The sequence below is a fragment of the Schinkia acidoalkalinis genome (assembly GCF_054301215.1).
Map to the genome: position 1 here is coordinate 2,094,003 of NZ_CP182573.1, position 16,614 is coordinate 2,110,616.

Sequence of the window (16,614 nt, forward strand, 5' to 3'; positions counted from 1 at the left end):
TCCAATAGTATATTCTAACAAAAATATTATAGTATTTGTCCAGCAATATAAAGAAAGTAAGCAACAAGTAAAAAAAATGCAATAATCAGCGTTTCAATAACACCTCTGAATTTATTTCTCCTGTTTATTTTTCTCTTTTGCTGTCTAACACTTTTATTTGACTTTTGAACAGTCGCTTGAGGCTGTAGAGGTCTTGACTGTGCTTTCTCATGGTTTGCATATGTTGTAGCTACCTTCTTAGGACCGTTTTGAGAGCTGATGACAGCAATCAATTCATACCTCATTTCCTGTGCTGAACTGTATCTTCCCCTAAGGGCCTTCATCATAACATCTTCATATTTTTTTAAGGAAGGTGCACTTCGGATGGCGCTAACTAGCTGTGAATAGTGATCACCCACTTCTCCTTTTTTTGAAAATCTAGTAGGATACGCTGTATTCATCATAATCATGGCTACCGCAAATAAATCATAAGAAGGTTCCGCCCTTCTTGAGCCTAAATTCCAATATCCACGGTCATAAAACTCGGTAAACTCCTTTATGGAGCGGCCCTGGATTGTAGTACCACCTACATCAAGCCACCTTACCCTTGAAGGGGGGCCGACAACGAGTAAATTATCCGGCTTTAAATCACCAAAGACCCATCCCTCCTGATGTAGCTTGTCTAAATCCGACAGCAATTGCAAAACAAGGACACCTAGCCATTCAGCACCATTCTTCTTGATAAAAGAGATAAAATCCGTGCCTTTTAGATACTCCATCACATAAAAATGAAGAGCACACCTTTTTCCCGGTGATGCCCAATCATCAACATCAAGCAAAGAAGGTCCAAGAGAGACTTGGACCTTGGAGAAATGCCGCAGCACATTAACTTCAGAAGTAATCGCCGAGACGTCAGCACTTATTTTTAAAGCAGCGAAGCCTTCCTTCCCTTCAACTAAATAGACACTTCCTGTTGCCCCGTATCCGAGTGGTTTGATTACCGTATAGCTATTGTGATGCCACTTTCCCTTGATAACTGTACCAGCTTTTATATTATAATCAGACTTCTTCGATGTATTCATCATCACGGGAAATCAAGCTCCTTAATGAACGTGGTTTCTTCTTCGAAAAGTGTTGGATTGCCTCACGAATAGCAGGCCCTGTTGGTGTAATCCCCCCTGATGTTAATTTCGGGAATACACTTGAGATTGAATCTAGCTTCGGCGTCCAATCTAGTACTTTATCAACCTCATCTCGCTTTCCTGGAAAAGTAAACATCGAAAAACTATTGTTTCCAATTCGTGAATTTAAACTGATTGATAAGTCAAACAAAGCTTCTTTTACCGTCGGTATTTTATCCCTCATACTGCCACTTACATCTATCAAAATTAACACTTCCAAGTTAACCGTTTCACCAAGCTCATCTACAACTTCCATTACCTCACCGCGTTTTTCCGGTGGTAAGTCTTCGATTGAGCTATTACTCCCAAGTATTTGCCTTAACTCTGAATTAACAACCCCCTGAAGAGTCTGCGTCATCGCTTTTCTTGTCACCATTTGGACCGTCTGCGAAAGCTGCTGGGCATAGACTACTTGGCTAATACCGCCTCCGCCGAGAGCAATCTCCTCAATTTCCTGTTGACCTTCAGCGCCAACGGAATCATTTAGCATTACGCCGATTACATTTACTGTAATCCCTTGTTCCTTTGCAAGCGCCGCCATGGCAACTGGATCCTCCCCTGAATTTGAGCAGCCGTCTGTAATGAGTAATATTTGTTTTAACGTACCTTTTTTCATTCGTATCCCCTCCAATAATGGTCTATTACCATCATTAACGAATAAAAAAAGAAATATACGCATATACTAGTCTAAAAGTAAATTCATCCCTATTTTCCACTTGGCTTTCCCGGGAAATAACTTCATTATTACTATTTCCCTATCAAGGACCCGTGATTTCTTTATTGTGCCTTTTTGTTTGGTAGCACTGGAATTGACGCCCACTTAGGAATATTATGCTTTATTTTTGCTACAATCACCGTCATATCATCTTGAATTTGCCCGCTCGTACGAATGACCTCTTCCAATAAAATATCTGCAATCGCTTGCGGATCGTTTGTGTTTATTTCCTTCAATTTCCGCTTCATCCATACATCGTAATTTTCAACATGGGACGGCCCTTCAAATACCCCATCACTCATCATAATCAGTAAATCGCCTGATTTAAATTGGTCACTAACCACATCTACATCAAAGTCTTGAATAATTCCGATTGGTAAATTGCTCGCTTCAATCTTTTTAATAATATCCCCTCTTTTAATAAAGCTTGGCGATGAACCAATTTTAAGGAATTTCACATTTGCATCCTGTAGGTCAATCATCGCTAAATCAAGGGTCGAAAAAATTTCATCTGTCGTCCTAAGCGATAACACCGAATTAACCGACTTAATTGCTACCTTCTCTTCAATACCGGATTGCAATATCTTCTGAAGAAGCCTTAATGTTTCATTGCTTTCCAAGAATGCCCGTTCACCATTGCCCATTCCATCACTAATGGCAATTGCAAATTTTCCTGCCCCTAGCTCAATTGTTGAATAACAATCGCCTGATACAAATGCTCCGCCCTTCGCCGCATGGGCAACCCCAGTTTCGACAACAAAAGCCTTCGATGAACCCAATGCAACTTGGCAATACCCATGTGGAAATGGTGCACATTCCTCTTTTTTCACGACAATTGTTTCACCTAGTATATCTGATAGCATTGGTGCAATAACCTTTTCAGCCTCACCCGTGCCATTACAATACGGAATACTAAGTTCAATATCTACATTGCCGGCTTTTAAGCTATAGATATCAATTTGTCCAAGCTCAATCCCCATACCAGCCAATGCTTCAACAAGTTGTTCTTCCTGATGTTGGTGATTTTCACGTTCCCGTTGAATTTCCTTCGCAAAATCATCCATTACTTGGGATACGCCTAACAACTGGTCCGCAACCAAACGTCGGCTTTCCTTTACCTGCTTTTTCAACCGTTGATTTGCATGATAAAAAGAAAGTTCCTGTTTAATTTCTTCATAGACCCTTGTAGCTTTGACACAATGCTTGTCCCATTCCCTCTGCAATGCTCGGTTCGATCCGTTTGGAGAATTTGTTTCACACTCATGCATAATTTCTACCATAAAGTCATAGGTTGTAGTAAAGTTGTCTTCCCAACATTTCGCTTTTCGGAAACAGGTCTGGCACGTTTTCTCAGTTACATTACTCAGAAAATAATCAATTTCGCGATGATCATCATCTTCATGACCTACCATGCCATGGTAATTGAAACTATTGGACAACGCCTGGAACAAGGTTGAGAACTGCTCCACCCGCTTTGCTGTTACATCACGGATTTTGCGCATATATTGCTGTTGTTCCTGTGAATGCTCTTCCGTCCCAGGAATGAACTTCGCAATCTTGGCAATCACAGCCTGCGGCGTCAAAAAGAACAAGAATATTGCTATACAAGACTCCATAATTGTAGGCAGAAGGTCGGTCGTACCTTCACCATATAAACCAATTAGTAAAGTTCCGATCAGTAAACCAATCGCTACGCCAAACTTTCTACCATCCTTTAGTAAACCTCCTAGGAGGCCGGAAAAAGCTAAAAGACTCATTTGATATAGACTGGCAACATTAGCCAAACTTAAAATTAATCCCGTAACAACACCAACAGTGGACCCAATTGCTGCACCACCGGTAAAGGCAAATAACATCACTAAGTATCTAGATAAAACATGTTCAACAGAAATATCATAGAAGGACCAGCCAATCGTACCCGTTAAGACAGAAGCTAAAAGAATGATTAAACAAATAATTTCTTCATTCTTTAAGATTTGCTTGCGGCGGCGGGCCGTTAACAATGGCACACTTTGTATAAAAATTAGCGTTAAAATAAAACTTAAACCGGCCTCTACGAATCCCATCATGGTATCGTAATATGTAAGCTCATGATTGTATACATATGTTAAGGACAGCCTTGTTGCTAAACTTGCAATCATAACAACAATAGGAAGCATCTTTATTTGATTTGAACTTACTTTAGAAAAAATCAAATAAAATATAAAGAACGCCCAAATAGACGCAAATGTAAAACCTGCACTTGGAATTGAAGTTGAAAGTGCACCTAGTACAACCGCAATGGCTGCTTGTCCTGTTTTTTCTCTGCGCATTAAAAATACGGCTGCAAAAAACGGTAATGCAAATGGTGCAATCTTGGCTAGAATCAATGCTCGTCCAAGTAAAAAACCAACAAGTAATAGCAGCAAACCTTTTTTAATAAAGATCTGATCAAGCCTTGTTCCAATGCGCTCTAACCAGCCTTCCATTGTTCCTTGGGTTTGCGGTTGAAAAATCAACTCCCTCTCTACTTTTTGCATTACAATCCACTCCCCTAACTAAAAATAGTTGTTTTCATTAAACCACAATCATTTTTATTTTTTTGTCAAAACATCAGGGTAAATCCAAAAAAGTATTCGACGGATTTTTATGTTTCATAGCAAAAACAACGGAAGCCGGGGCCCCTAGTGGAGAGCACCCGGCTTCTTTCAATATTAAACCCATCCTCTATAATGGCTAGCTTCTGCCATTTTCTTAATTCCTGCCATATATGCGGCAAGACGCATATTGACTTTGCGCTGCTCAGCAGTAGTAATAACATTGTGGAATGCTTGAACAAGTGCTTTACGAAGTTTTTCGTTCACTTCTTCTTCAGTCCAATAATATCCTTGGTTATTTTGTACCCACTCAAAATAGGATACTGTCACACCACCGGCACTTGCTAAAACGTCAGGAACCAAGAGAACGCCACGATCAGTAAGAATTTTGGTTGCTTCCAGTGTCGTTGGTCCATTTGCAGCTTCAACAACAATAGATGCTTTTATATTTTCGGCATTCTTCGCCGTAATTTGGTTGGAAATCGCCGCCGGTACAAGAATATCGCAATCAAGCTCAAGTAGTTCCTGATTTGTAATGGTATTCTTAAATAAATTGGTCACCATTCCGAAGCTATCTCTTCGATCTAAAAGATAGTCAATATCAAGGCCGTTAGAATCATACAGGCCACCACCGGCATCTGAGATGCCAACAACCGTAGCACCTAAATCATGCATAAATTTTGCTAAAAAGCTTCCTGCATTTCCGAAGCCCTGAACAACAACACGAGCACCTTCAATGGAAATACCACGCTTTTTCGCAGCTTCCTCGATACATATAGTAACACCCTGCGCTGTCGCCTTATCTCTGCCTAGTGAACCGCCAAGTACAACTGGCTTTCCGGTAATGAACCCTGGTGAATCGTATTCACGGATACGACTATATTCATCCATCATCCAAGCCATAATTTGCGCGTTTGTATAGACGTCCGGAGCTGGAATATCCTTCGTAGGTCCTACAATTTGACTAATTGCTCTTACATAACCACGGCTTAAACGCTCTAGTTCTCCCATCGACATTTGTCGAGGATCACAGATGATACCGCCTTTGCCTCCCCCGTATGGCAAGTCAACAATGCCACATTTTAAACTCATCCACATTGATAATGACTTTACCTCATCCTCATTGACCTCTGGATGGAATCGGACTCCACCTTTTGTTGGCCCTACAGCATCATTATGCTGGGAGCGGTATCCAGTAAACATTTTAATTGAACCATTATCCATCCTTACAGGAATTCGTACTGTCAACATCCGCAGTGGCTCTTTTAAAAGCTCATACATTTCTTTTGAGTAACTTAACTTTTCCAAGGCCTCTTTAATAATAATTTGTGTTGAAGTCAACAAGTCTAATGATTCTTCCACCTTTTTATCTAAATTTGTTTCAACAACGCCTGTACCCATATCGCACCTCTTAATCCACAATATTTTAACCTAGAATGAAACTTCTGGTTTAGTATTGCGAATCAGATTCATACTCATACTCATTTTAGACATCCATTATATGCATAAAAAAGGAAGCAAGAGCCCGGTTCTCTTGCTTCCGATTGTTTCTATACTAAGGCTAATTCACGTGCAAACGCCAAATCACGCTCTTGCATGACATCTGCTTCTGCAAAATCAGTATAATAAATCACTTCAGAAAGGATTTTGCAGCCTTGCAGTTTGTCGAACTTTTCTTTTGCCTCCTCCTCTGTTTCGAACTCATACATTTTAACATTGTCATGCAAATAAAGCGTTACAACCCACACACTCTTTTCCTCCTTGAAAAATATTATAATAACTTCATAATCTCTAGTATTATATGCAGGTGCTAAAGCAAAATTCTAAAAATAACAAAGTTTTTATAATTTATTTCAAAAATGAGCAAAATAAAAGGTTAGCGGTATCCCCCAACCCAATTGTGACTAAAAAATAAAAGCACCCCAATGGGGTGCTTACCTTTTTAACGATGTATATATAAGTCTGCTATGAACATAAGCAGCAAGAACTATAAATAATCTTAACCTCTTCTAGCACCCCGGCCGCCACGCTTGGATTCTGTATGGCGTTTTAATGATGCTAAACGGTCTTCACTATCCTTTAAGAAGCGGGCCATTTTGGACTCAAAGTTCTCAACAGTTCCACCACTGCGCTTATCAGGTTTGAAATTCCGTGGGCGCTGCTGACGTTGTGGGCGTTCTGTTCCAGCAGTTTCTGCTTGTTCTTTTGCCTTCTTTATTGATAACCCAATTTTTCCATCCTTCTCAACGTTTAAAACCTTAACTGTGACTTCGTCGCCAACTTTAAGAAACTCATTTATATCTTTTACGTAATTATCAGCAACCTCACTTATATGAACAAGACCTGTTGAGCCTTCTGGCAGCTCTACAAACGCGCCAAAATTGGTGATCCCTGTTACCTTTCCTTGTAACTTGCTGCCTACTTCGATTGACATAAAAAAAATGCTCCTCCTTGAATTATAAAAAATCAGTTTATTTTATTATACTAAAACAAAAAAATACGGTCAATATGATGACTTTTGCTCATTGGGTAGCTTGAAAATAATCTCCCCTTCTTCTGATAGAAAATATTCATTTCGGGCTAATTTTGCTACATATTCATCATCATTTAGCTTAACAATTTCCGCACGATGATCTTTCTCTTGCTGTTTTAGGGCGGCATACTTTCTCTCAAGCTCTATTTTTTCCTTCATTTTCTGCTGCAAAACATCTCCTTGTGAAAATAAAATAGAACCCATTATGTAACCAATGGCAGTTGCCAAAAGCCCCATTAGTGTTAGCCTGCGATAAAGACCACGTCGTTTTTTCTTTCTCTCCTGGTGCTGTTCTTTCTGTTCATGTGTGTAATTAGAATGAAGTGTTGTTATTTTACGACTTCGCAGTGGTTCCATCGCAACTTCCCCTCCTTATTCACGGAAATTTTTCCACCATTTTACTATATTATTCTTCTTAATTACGAAAAACCCTGCTATTCTTCTAAAAAATATTTTGAACTTTTGTGGCACAAATCGCCACAAAATCAGCAAAATCCACTTTATCGGCGTAAATATAATTAAAAATACCAGTTTCAAAATCTTTAGTAGAACGTTTCCTAGAAAAATAATCGCTATGATTAAAAATTGAATGAGTCCTTTAATGGGCCTTACAATTAAAGTAATGATTAATCGATAAATAAACCTGTATGTCCAAATCGTTGCTTTAATGATTGCCTCTAATGCCTTCATGTAAATATTTTTTAGTAAGCTTTGATAGGCGGCGAAGCCGCATAAGATTGCTAGAATAACATAAAGGCGAAGCTGCCCTTCATTCACACGGAGAAGTACATAAAAAAGGAGCAAGGCCTGTACAATCCAGAATAAAATATCATTTACAAATACAATCCACGAGGAGCGCTTAGGTCGCTTTAAAAAGCGACCATATGTATCAAGTGCGGCCCCCAACCAAGCTCCCATTACGATCATTGCGATCATCGTATTAAACTGGATTGTTAGACTCATTTGAATAACTTGCTAAAGAATCCTTTAGCTTTCTCCCCATGTTGATCATCAATATAGGAAAATGCAGAGACCTTTCCTTTAATTGAGACAACACCTTTATCAACATCAAGGTTTTTCATTTGCAGGTTTTCACCACGAATAACCAAAAAGCCCATCACTGTTTCTAAGAGAAACTCTTCATTATCGAAGCTTTCTACTTGCTTTACACCCGATATTTCCAGCGTCCTTCTCCCCCTCATGATTACGTCATGTTGAGGGGTCGCATTTTTATTTGAATTTCCCATATCATAATAATGATCCATCAATGTACCTCCTAATATTAAAAGTAATAATTGGCAATTGTAAAGGGACTATTGGCCTTTTTAAGAAGTAAAGAAGGTATAAAAGTCCTCTATTGAACTATATGATTGGGAGTAGGAGGATAGACCAAGCAATTAGAAAGACACGACTTCCGCCCACAATGGCGGAAGTCGATGTCCTTTCTTATACTGATATCCAATAAATCTTATACCTTCTAATCAGTATAAAAAACCACCCCTAAAAAATGGAGTGGTCTTCTTCAACGTCATAATCATGGTTATGTATTTTTTCTTCTTTTAAGACAGTGTACATAGCGGCTGCATCTTCTTTTTTCGTCGTATCCTTTATAGCTTCAATTTTGACTGTAACCAGCTTTTGGCCAAATCGAATCGTTAATTCATCGCCGACTTTAACAGTTGAACTTGCTTTTGCTTGCGTACCGTTAATTGAAATGCGGCCTTGATCAGCAACTTCCTTCGCTAATGTTCTTCTTTTTATGAGTCTTGATACCTTCAAAAATTTATCCAAGCGCATATCCATGTTAAACTCACCCTTTTCTATATAAATATGTACTATAATCATTTCATCAGCCGAATATCGTTCCCAATTGTGATTGGACAATCCATTAATGTGGTATAAAGCAAGTTTTTATGCGGACACGAAAAAACATCTGGGTATTTCGGGGAAGTGAGACTATTTTCGTGTTTGTCCGCATAAAAACTTAAGGATGTATCTGACCGTTGGTTTTTCACGTTGTCCAATCAAGATTGGTCACAATAATCGGCTGATGAAATATAAATTACATGGCCTATTATCAATTAAATATAGTGCTTCTTCGCCTCATCCCAAATGGCATCCAATTCTTCAAGGGACAAGGCTGTGATATCAGCACCTTTTTGTTTTACCGTTTCTTCAATAAAGCGAAAACGGTTATAAAATTTAAAATTCGTTGCCCGCAAGCCCTCTTCCGGGTCAATTTTATAAAAGCGGGCAATATTCACAAGCGCAAATATAATATCACCGAATTCTTTTTGCAGCTTTTCTTTATTTTTTGCCGTGACTTCAGTTTGAAACTCGGCAAGCTCTTCTTTTACTTTCGCCCACATCGGCTCAACTTCCTTCCAATCGAAGCCTACCTTAGCTGCCTTTTTCTGAAGTTCATAGGCCCTGTATAGGCTTGGCAGTTCTTTAGGAATTCCGTCTAAAATAGATTCGTTTTGGGGTGCACCTTGTTTTTCAGTTCGCTTGATTTCTTCCCAATTTTTCACGACATCCTCTGATGAATCCACTGAAACCTCGCCGAAAACATGGGGATGCCTGCGAATCATTTTTTCCGTAATCGCTCGAATTACATCATTGATTGAAAAATAACCCTCATCATCGCCAATTTGCGCATGGAGCATGACCTGCAAAAGCACATCCCCCAGCTCTTCAATAAGCGAATCATCATCGCCCATATCAATGGCATCTAATACTTCATATGTTTCCTCAACTAAATACTTTTTTAGTGATTCATGTGTTTGCTCGCGGTCCCATGGACAGCCGTTCGGGCCTCTTAATGCAGCGATCACATTGCGCAATGACTCAAACTCTCCATGTAATAATGCTTCATCGCGGACAGGCGGAACATAAATGCTCGTTAAATTGCTTAATTCCGCCTCGTGGTCCAACTCATACAAAGGCACCCGCTTCAGTACCTCCTCTTCACTTCCCGCAGCGGTAACAATAACAACCTCATAATCATCAGGTAGGCGTTCCATCAATGCCAGCTTAACTAAAGAGGCAATATAGCTGTCATACACCTGTCCTATAATCATATGCTGCTTTAGCTGCAAATCACTTTCATGAAGATCCGTTCCGTCCAAAAACTGAAAACCCTCAACCGGATCAATCTGGAGCGCTGTAAACAGTGCATCTAAAAAGCTCTGTCCACCCTCCACCTTAATCTCGAATTCACCCTCTTCCGCTCTTTCCAACAGCATTTTCACTGCCCTTTCGGCTACAAGCGGATGTCCCGGCACCGCGTATGTAATATCCGCATCCTTCGCCTTCTGCACCAAGATATCAACAATTTCATCATAGACATCTTCAAATTTATCATGTCTCTCATAAATATCATCAAACGATTGAAAGGAGATGCCCTCCTTTTCCAATTCATTCACAACTGGGTGTTCCTTCGTTCGTAAATAAAGATGATCTGCACTTTTTATTTTTCGGTAAACACCGATTGGCAGCTGTTCAAAGTCACCGGCTCCAAGGCCTATAACCGTTATTGTATTGTTGCCCATACTATTCACTCCTCCTTTAACGAATAATGTTTCTTAGTTTTTCCTTTTGCCAACTTTATTAACTTTCTCCCAAATGGTAATGTACTAAGCTCCTCATTTGAAAACACATTTGTTTTCACGATGAAAACAACATAAATAAGTCCCCCAAGAACCACCGCTGACAGAGACTCAAAGGTTGCCAACAAGCGACTGCCTTCTTGTGCAAGAGGGAAAAGCTCATATAGTAAGAATTGATATCCATATAAACCAACCACCATCCATATTCCGGCAAACACAATTCTTTTTATATAGCCTGAAAACAGCTGAATATGAAGAAGGTTTGACAATAGGCGAATATGCAAAACAGTCGCAATTAGATAAGCAACAACAGTGGCTAGCGCAGCCCCCTCCGTACCAAAATGAGGAATGAATAAATAGTTCAAAATGATTTTACAAAAAATGCTGATGACCACAAAGAAGGCTGGGGCGAAGGGTTTTCCTAGCCCCTGTAGAATCGCCGTAGCTGTCATCGTAATAGAGCTAAAAATAATTGTCACTGCTAGTATGGATAGTACAAGCGATCCGTTCATATTCGTAAATAACATATAATTCGTAGGTCTAATAATAGCGATTAGACCGAATGCTGCCCCCAGACCAACGACAACACTTACACGTACCGACAATTGAACCTTTTCTTTAATATATGTAAAATCATTTCTAGCCTTTGCACTTGAAATCAGTGGAACAAGGGTGAGCGATAATGAGGTGGCCACCACAGTACCTAATTGAATCAGCGGCTGCCCCCTGTCAAAAATACCTTTGGCTACTTTGGCTGCAGTAGCCGAATAAAGATTGCTTTCCACAAGCCCAGAATACAAAGTCATCGCGTCCACTAATTGCAACAGTATTAAAAACAAGCTGCTGATGCAAATCGTAAAGCCTTGTACGACTAAAGCCTTGACGATCTCAAAGCTGTTATTTTTCAATGATTGTTTCGTAGCATGAAGCTGATAACCCTTATTCATTTTTACCCAAAAAAAGATAAGAATAAGCGTTGAGCAAAAGCCACCGGTAATAGAGCCAAAAACAGCACCCGCCCCACCTATATAGCTGGAGTATCCACTGGTGAGCAACAGGTATGAAAGCAAAAGAATGGTTGTTACCCGGACAGATTGTTCGCCAATTTGTGATATGGCGGTTGGTGTCATATTATTTAGGCCTTGAAAGTATCCGCGTGAAACAGACAAAAAAGGTATAAATAAAAATGAAAAAGAAACGACCTTTAATGGAACAGACAGTTCTCGGTCGCCCATTAGAAAAACTATTTTTTCTGCACCTGTATATAAAAGTAAAAATAGGCCAATAAAGAGTAATGAAAGAAAAACGAAGGAGACCATCAAGACGGTACCAGCTTCTCCTTTTTTATTCCCTGCCCTTTCAGCGATTAATTTTGATATGACGACAGGAAAACCATATGTAGATAAAATCATGGCAATTCCATAAAAAGGGTACACTTGCTGATAAATATAAAATCCGATGTCACCCGCTATGTTTTGAAAAGGAATTCGATAGGCGGCACTTAATATTTTTGTTATGATACCCGCAATTGTCAGAATAAGGGCGCTTTTCCATATTTGCTTTTCATTTATGATTCCGTGCTTCTCCATAACCCACTTCCTTCCAACATAGCCACCCAAAAAGGTATTATACACTACATCATGGCACAAAAGAAGGAGACAGCTATGCCGCCTCCTCTAAAGACTATGTTAAAATTTCACTTTCGCACGATCATGATTTAGGATTAAGTATAGGTATACATCTTGATTTCTTTAAGAACCTCTATTGTTCCATTTGACGGGCTAAGAAGCTTGCAGCCGTTTCAGCCTGCTTTTGCTCAATTTCCCCAACTGTTTTTCCTTCTCTTGCTAAAATAAACACGGATCCAATTGGGTCACCATTGGCAATAATCGGTCCAATACAATAGGAGGACACTTTTTCTTCAACACCATCAATAATTTCGATGTCTTTTTCAGTCGTTTCCACAACGACTTGGCGATCCTCCATTGCCTTTTCAATAACTTGACCAATATTACGGTTTAAATACTCCTTCTTGGAACCCCCGGCAACTGCAATAAATGAATCTCTATCCGTAATTAAGATTGTATGCCCTAGGCTATCATATAGTGCTTCTGCATATTCCTTGGCAAAATCACTAAGTTCACTAATCGGAGAATATTTCTTTAAAATCACTTCTCCATCTCTATCTACAAAAATCTCTAACGGATCCCCTTCACGGATCCTAAGTGTTCTTCTAATTTCCTTTGGGATAACGACTCTTCCTAAATCATCAATTCGACGAACGATACCTGTTGCTTTCATTCTAGCTGCCTCACTTTCATCTGATGATTGAAAATCTTTGGTGATTTAGCTGCTAACACCTTTGATTGAAGAAATCACCAATTTCTTGAGTTTAGTATCTTACACCTTTACAGTTCTATTCATCATGAAAGTGAAATTTATCTAATTACACCCAGGGAATATTTACCACTAAATTACTTGCTCTTCTTTTAGATTAAGTCCCTTTAAAAAGGATTCAACAATTTTCAATTGCTCATCAAGTGAATGCTTATTTTGTTCAGTAATGATTTTTAGCTTTTCTCCCTCTTGTCCTAGTCGAATATCCTTTACATACTTCGCTGAAAGCTCGACAACTTTGCTAATGAGTTCAGGAGTCGCGTCCATGAGCATCCAAATTTCATTTTTCTTTTGAATAATGGAGTTAATTCTTTGTTTCTTGGCATACACTTTAAGCCTTGAAATTCGGAATAGGTCCTCCACCTCTTTTGGAAATTCTCCGAAGCGGTCGATCATTTCATCTTGTAGGTCTTCAATATCCTCCAACGAATCTAGTGCGCGGAAGCGTTTATACATATCAATTTTTTGTTTTTCATCCGTGATATATTCAGACGGTATATAAGCATCAAGGTCAAGATTGATTTCAACATCATGGAAAATTTCTTCCTTCGGCTTCCCTCTTCTTTCCTCAATCGCATCTTTTAGCATTTGTGAATATAGATCAAAACCAACGGAATCAATAAATCCATGCTGTTCGGCTCCCAAGAGATTACCCGCACCGCGGATGGAAAGGTCACGCATGGCAATTTTGAAGCCTGACCCAAGCTCCGTAAATTCCTTAATGGCTTGGAGTCGTTTCTCTGCAACCTCAGTTAAAATTTTATCCTTTTGATAAGTAAAATAAGCATATGCCACTCGGTTTGAACGGCCTACACGTCCCCTAAGTTGATATAACTGGGAAAGTCCCATTTTATCTGCATTATATACAATCAACGTATTTACGTTTGGTATATCAACCCCAGTCTCGATAATGGTCGTGCTGACCAGAACATCGAATTCTCCTTCTAAAAATGATAAAATTACGGCCTCTAATTCATTTTCATTCATTTGCCCATGGGCATAAGTGACCTTCGCATCCGGTACTAGCATCGATATCTCTTCCGCTTTGCGTTCAATATCCTCGACCCGATTGTAAAGAAAATAGATTTGTCCATCACGGGCCAACTCCCGCTCAATCGCTTCCTTTACAAGGCCTGGGTTATACTCAGCAACATAGGTTTGGATTGGAAAGCGATTCTCAGGTGGTGTTTCAATGACTGACAAATCCCTTACGCCCAACATGGACATATGGAGCGTTCTTGGAATTGGCGTGGCTGTTAATGTTAAGACATCAATATTTGCTTTCAATTTCTTAATTTTTTCTTTATGGGTCACTCCAAAGCGCTGCTCTTCATCAATGACTAGTAGCCCTAAATCTCGGTAGACTATATCCTTAGACAAAATGCGATGAGTCCCGACCACAACATCAACTGTACCGTTTTTAAGTCCTTTAATCGTCTCCGCTTGTTGTTTCTTCGTACGAAAACGGCTCAGTAACCCCACCTCGATTGGGAAGCCTTGAAAGCGCTCACGAATCGTCTCATAATGCTGTTGCGCTAAAATCGTCGTTGGCACTAAAAATGCAACTTGTTTCCCGTCCATGACAGCCTTAAATACAGCCCGAATCGCCACTTCCGTTTTTCCGTAGCCTACATCACCACATAGAAGACGATCCATCGGCCGTTCACTTTCCATATCCTTTTTAATTTCCTCAATACAACGAAGCTGGTCTTCCGTCTCTTGATATTGGAAGGAAGCCTCTAATTCACGCTGTTCCTCGCCATCCTTCGGGAATGCATACCCGCGGCTTGCCTCCCTTTCAGCGTAAAGCTTGATTAAATCATCCGCAATATTCTGAACGGACTTTTGCACCTTCGTTTTAACCTTTTTCCAATCGGTGCCGCCCAGCTTGTATAATTTCGGCTCTTTTCCTTCAGATGCTACATATTTTTGCACCTGGTCAATTTGTTCAACAGGAACATAGAGCTTGTCATTGCCCAAATACCGAAGATGTAGGTAATCTTTATGGACACCATTAATTTCCAATGTCTCAATACCTAAATATTTACCGATACCATGGTTAACATGGACAACGTAATCGCCAACCTGGAGCTCTGAATAGCTTTTGATCCTTTCGGCGTTAGATAGCTTTTGGCGCCGTACAGTCTTTTTTGCTTTTTTTGTAAAAAGCTCTTCCTCCGTTATGACAGCTAAATGCTGTAATGGCAGTTCAAATCCACTTGATAAATCACCTTTTATAATTTGAAAGTGGGATGTTAATAAATCTGATTCTTTTCCGAGGACTTCAGCTTCAATATCATAATCAGCTAGAACGGCCGCTAACTTATGGACACGCTCGTCATTGGCGGCAAGAAATACAACTGCAAAATGCCCTTTTCTCCATCTTTCCAGCTCCCCTTTCAACAGATCCATTTGGCCATGAAAGTTTTGCATTGTTTTACATGTAAAGTTAATAATATTTTCAGGATGTGTATGTGGCACATGTCGTAGGAAAAGAGATAAATAGAGTAATGGACTTTTTGACTTTTCCAATAATTCTTGAAAATGGTGATGGATTGACAGGTCCACAATCATATCACCCTGTCCAATAAGCGATGTTTGCCACTCCGCCTCTTCTTTATCAAGACTCTGTGACATCTCTTGGATACGGCTGATTTCGTCCATGATGACAATGCCACTTTCCGGTAAATAATCTAGCAAACTAGCAGGCCTATCGTAATAAAGCCCCATATACTTGTACATTTCCTGAAATGTCTGCCGTCCTCTCAACTGCTCTATTTCATGGGAAATATTTTCTGAAAGGGCTTCTTTTGCACTTGGGTCAGATACCTTCTTTAAGCTTTTGGCAAGCCCGTTTTCAAGTAAATCAGCGCCTCTTTCAAAATGTTCGTCAAACAGAATCACTTCTGTCGCCGGGCCGAGAGATACTTCACTGACTGTTTGCAACGAACGTTGGTCCTCAATATTAAAGTAACGAATCGAATCAATATCTGTATCAAATAGCTCAATCCTGAGCGGCTGTTCTTCGGTTAATGGATAGATATCGATAATCCCGCCGCGAATGCTAAACTCGCCTGGTGTAGATACCATAGAAGCCCGTTCATATCCCATTTGTACAAGTGTTACTAAAAAGGATTCCAAATCTAATTCTTTTCCAGACTCTAAATGAATTTGGCTCTTTTTCCATAATTCCTTCGGCGGCAAAATTCTCCTTAATCCTGCAACAGGAGCAATCAGAATCCCTTTTTTATTTCTACACCAATGATTTAAAGCATCAATACGTTGTCCCTTTAGCTCCGGACTCGCAATTGCAATTTCTGCTGCAATTAATTCATTGACGGGATATAGAAAAACTTCATCCTCGCCAATCATCTCTAGTAAGTCATCATACATTTTCTGTGCTTGGTATAAATTATGTGTAACAACCAGTTGCGGCTGTTTTGTTTCTATATACATAGCCGCAATAAACAAGGCTCTCGTTGACCCTGTTAAACCAGCCACCAATTGTTCTTTAAGGCCCTCATTGAAGCCACTTGCAACTGTTTTGATTTCTCCATTTTTTATAAAGTACGATCGTAACCCTAACAAAGCCAATCATTCCCCCTATCTAGAAAAACACAAGCAT

14 protein-coding genes are annotated in these 16,614 nt (G+C 39.7%); all 14 read right to left on the reverse strand.

The window, feature by feature from the left end:
• Window positions 1-26: 26 nt before the first annotated feature.
• A complete protein-coding gene (locus tag ACNQFZ_RS11035) occupies window positions 27-1,064 on the reverse strand; it encodes a protein kinase domain-containing protein (RefSeq protein ID WP_458415367.1) in 1,038 nt (345 codons plus the stop codon).
• Window positions 1,039-1,776, reverse strand: coding sequence for a VWA domain-containing protein (locus ACNQFZ_RS11040; protein ID WP_458415241.1), 738 nt, complete (start codon window positions 1,774-1,776; stop codon window positions 1,039-1,041). Before ACNQFZ_RS11040 ends, ACNQFZ_RS11035 begins: the two co-directional genes overlap by 26 nt.
• Before the next feature lie 161 nt (window positions 1,777-1,937).
• Window positions 1,938-4,394: a stage II sporulation protein E gene (gene spoIIE, locus ACNQFZ_RS11045; protein WP_458415242.1), complete on the reverse strand. Its 2,457-nt coding sequence runs from the start codon at window positions 4,392-4,394 to the stop codon at window positions 1,938-1,940.
• 174 nt (window positions 4,395-4,568) lie between these two features.
• Window positions 4,569-5,852: a Glu/Leu/Phe/Val family dehydrogenase gene (locus ACNQFZ_RS11050; RefSeq protein ID WP_458415243.1), complete on the reverse strand. Its 1,284-nt coding sequence runs from the start codon at window positions 5,850-5,852 to the stop codon at window positions 4,569-4,571.
• A 149-nt stretch (window positions 5,853-6,001) separates the two neighbouring features.
• Window positions 6,002-6,199, reverse strand: a complete 198-nt coding sequence (locus ACNQFZ_RS11055) for a hypothetical protein (protein WP_458415244.1) — start codon at window positions 6,197-6,199, stop codon at window positions 6,002-6,004.
• Window positions 6,200-6,450: 251 nt separating this feature from the next.
• Window positions 6,451-6,885, reverse strand: coding sequence for a S1 domain-containing RNA-binding protein (locus tag ACNQFZ_RS11060; protein ID WP_458415245.1), 435 nt, complete (start codon window positions 6,883-6,885; stop codon window positions 6,451-6,453).
• A 69-nt stretch (window positions 6,886-6,954) separates the two neighbouring features.
• A complete protein-coding gene (locus ACNQFZ_RS11065; RefSeq protein ID WP_458415246.1) occupies window positions 6,955-7,341 on the reverse strand; it encodes an FtsB family cell division protein in 387 nt (128 codons plus the stop codon).
• Between the two features lie 15 nt (window positions 7,342-7,356).
• Entirely contained in the window at window positions 7,357-7,947 is a 591-nt protein-coding gene (gene yabQ, locus ACNQFZ_RS11070) for a spore cortex biosynthesis protein YabQ (protein WP_458415247.1), read from the reverse strand.
• A complete protein-coding gene (gene yabP / locus ACNQFZ_RS11075) occupies window positions 7,944-8,249 on the reverse strand; it encodes a sporulation protein YabP (RefSeq protein WP_458415248.1) in 306 nt (101 codons plus the stop codon). The genes yabQ and yabP overlap by 4 nt, the downstream gene beginning before the upstream one ends.
• A gap of 235 nt (window positions 8,250-8,484) precedes the next feature.
• Complete coding sequence (locus tag ACNQFZ_RS11080) at window positions 8,485-8,781, reverse strand: RNA-binding S4 domain-containing protein (RefSeq protein WP_458415368.1); 297 nt, start codon at window positions 8,779-8,781, stop codon at window positions 8,485-8,487.
• 284 nt (window positions 8,782-9,065) lie between these two features.
• Window positions 9,066-10,535, reverse strand: coding sequence for a bifunctional methyltransferase/pyrophosphohydrolase YabN (gene yabN / locus ACNQFZ_RS11085; protein ID WP_458415249.1), 1,470 nt, complete (start codon window positions 10,533-10,535; stop codon window positions 9,066-9,068).
• Between the two features lie 5 nt (window positions 10,536-10,540).
• Window positions 10,541-12,181: a putative polysaccharide biosynthesis protein gene (locus ACNQFZ_RS11090; RefSeq protein WP_458415250.1), complete on the reverse strand. Its 1,641-nt coding sequence runs from the start codon at window positions 12,179-12,181 to the stop codon at window positions 10,541-10,543.
• Between the two features lie 172 nt (window positions 12,182-12,353).
• On the reverse strand, window positions 12,354-12,893 hold the full coding sequence (spoVT, locus tag ACNQFZ_RS11095; RefSeq protein WP_458415251.1) for a stage V sporulation protein T: 540 nt from the start codon (window positions 12,891-12,893) through the stop codon (window positions 12,354-12,356).
• Window positions 12,894-13,061: 168 nt separating this feature from the next.
• Entirely contained in the window at window positions 13,062-16,577 is a 3,516-nt protein-coding gene (gene mfd, locus ACNQFZ_RS11100; RefSeq protein ID WP_458415252.1) for a transcription-repair coupling factor, read from the reverse strand.
• Window positions 16,578-16,614: the final 37 nt, after the last annotated feature.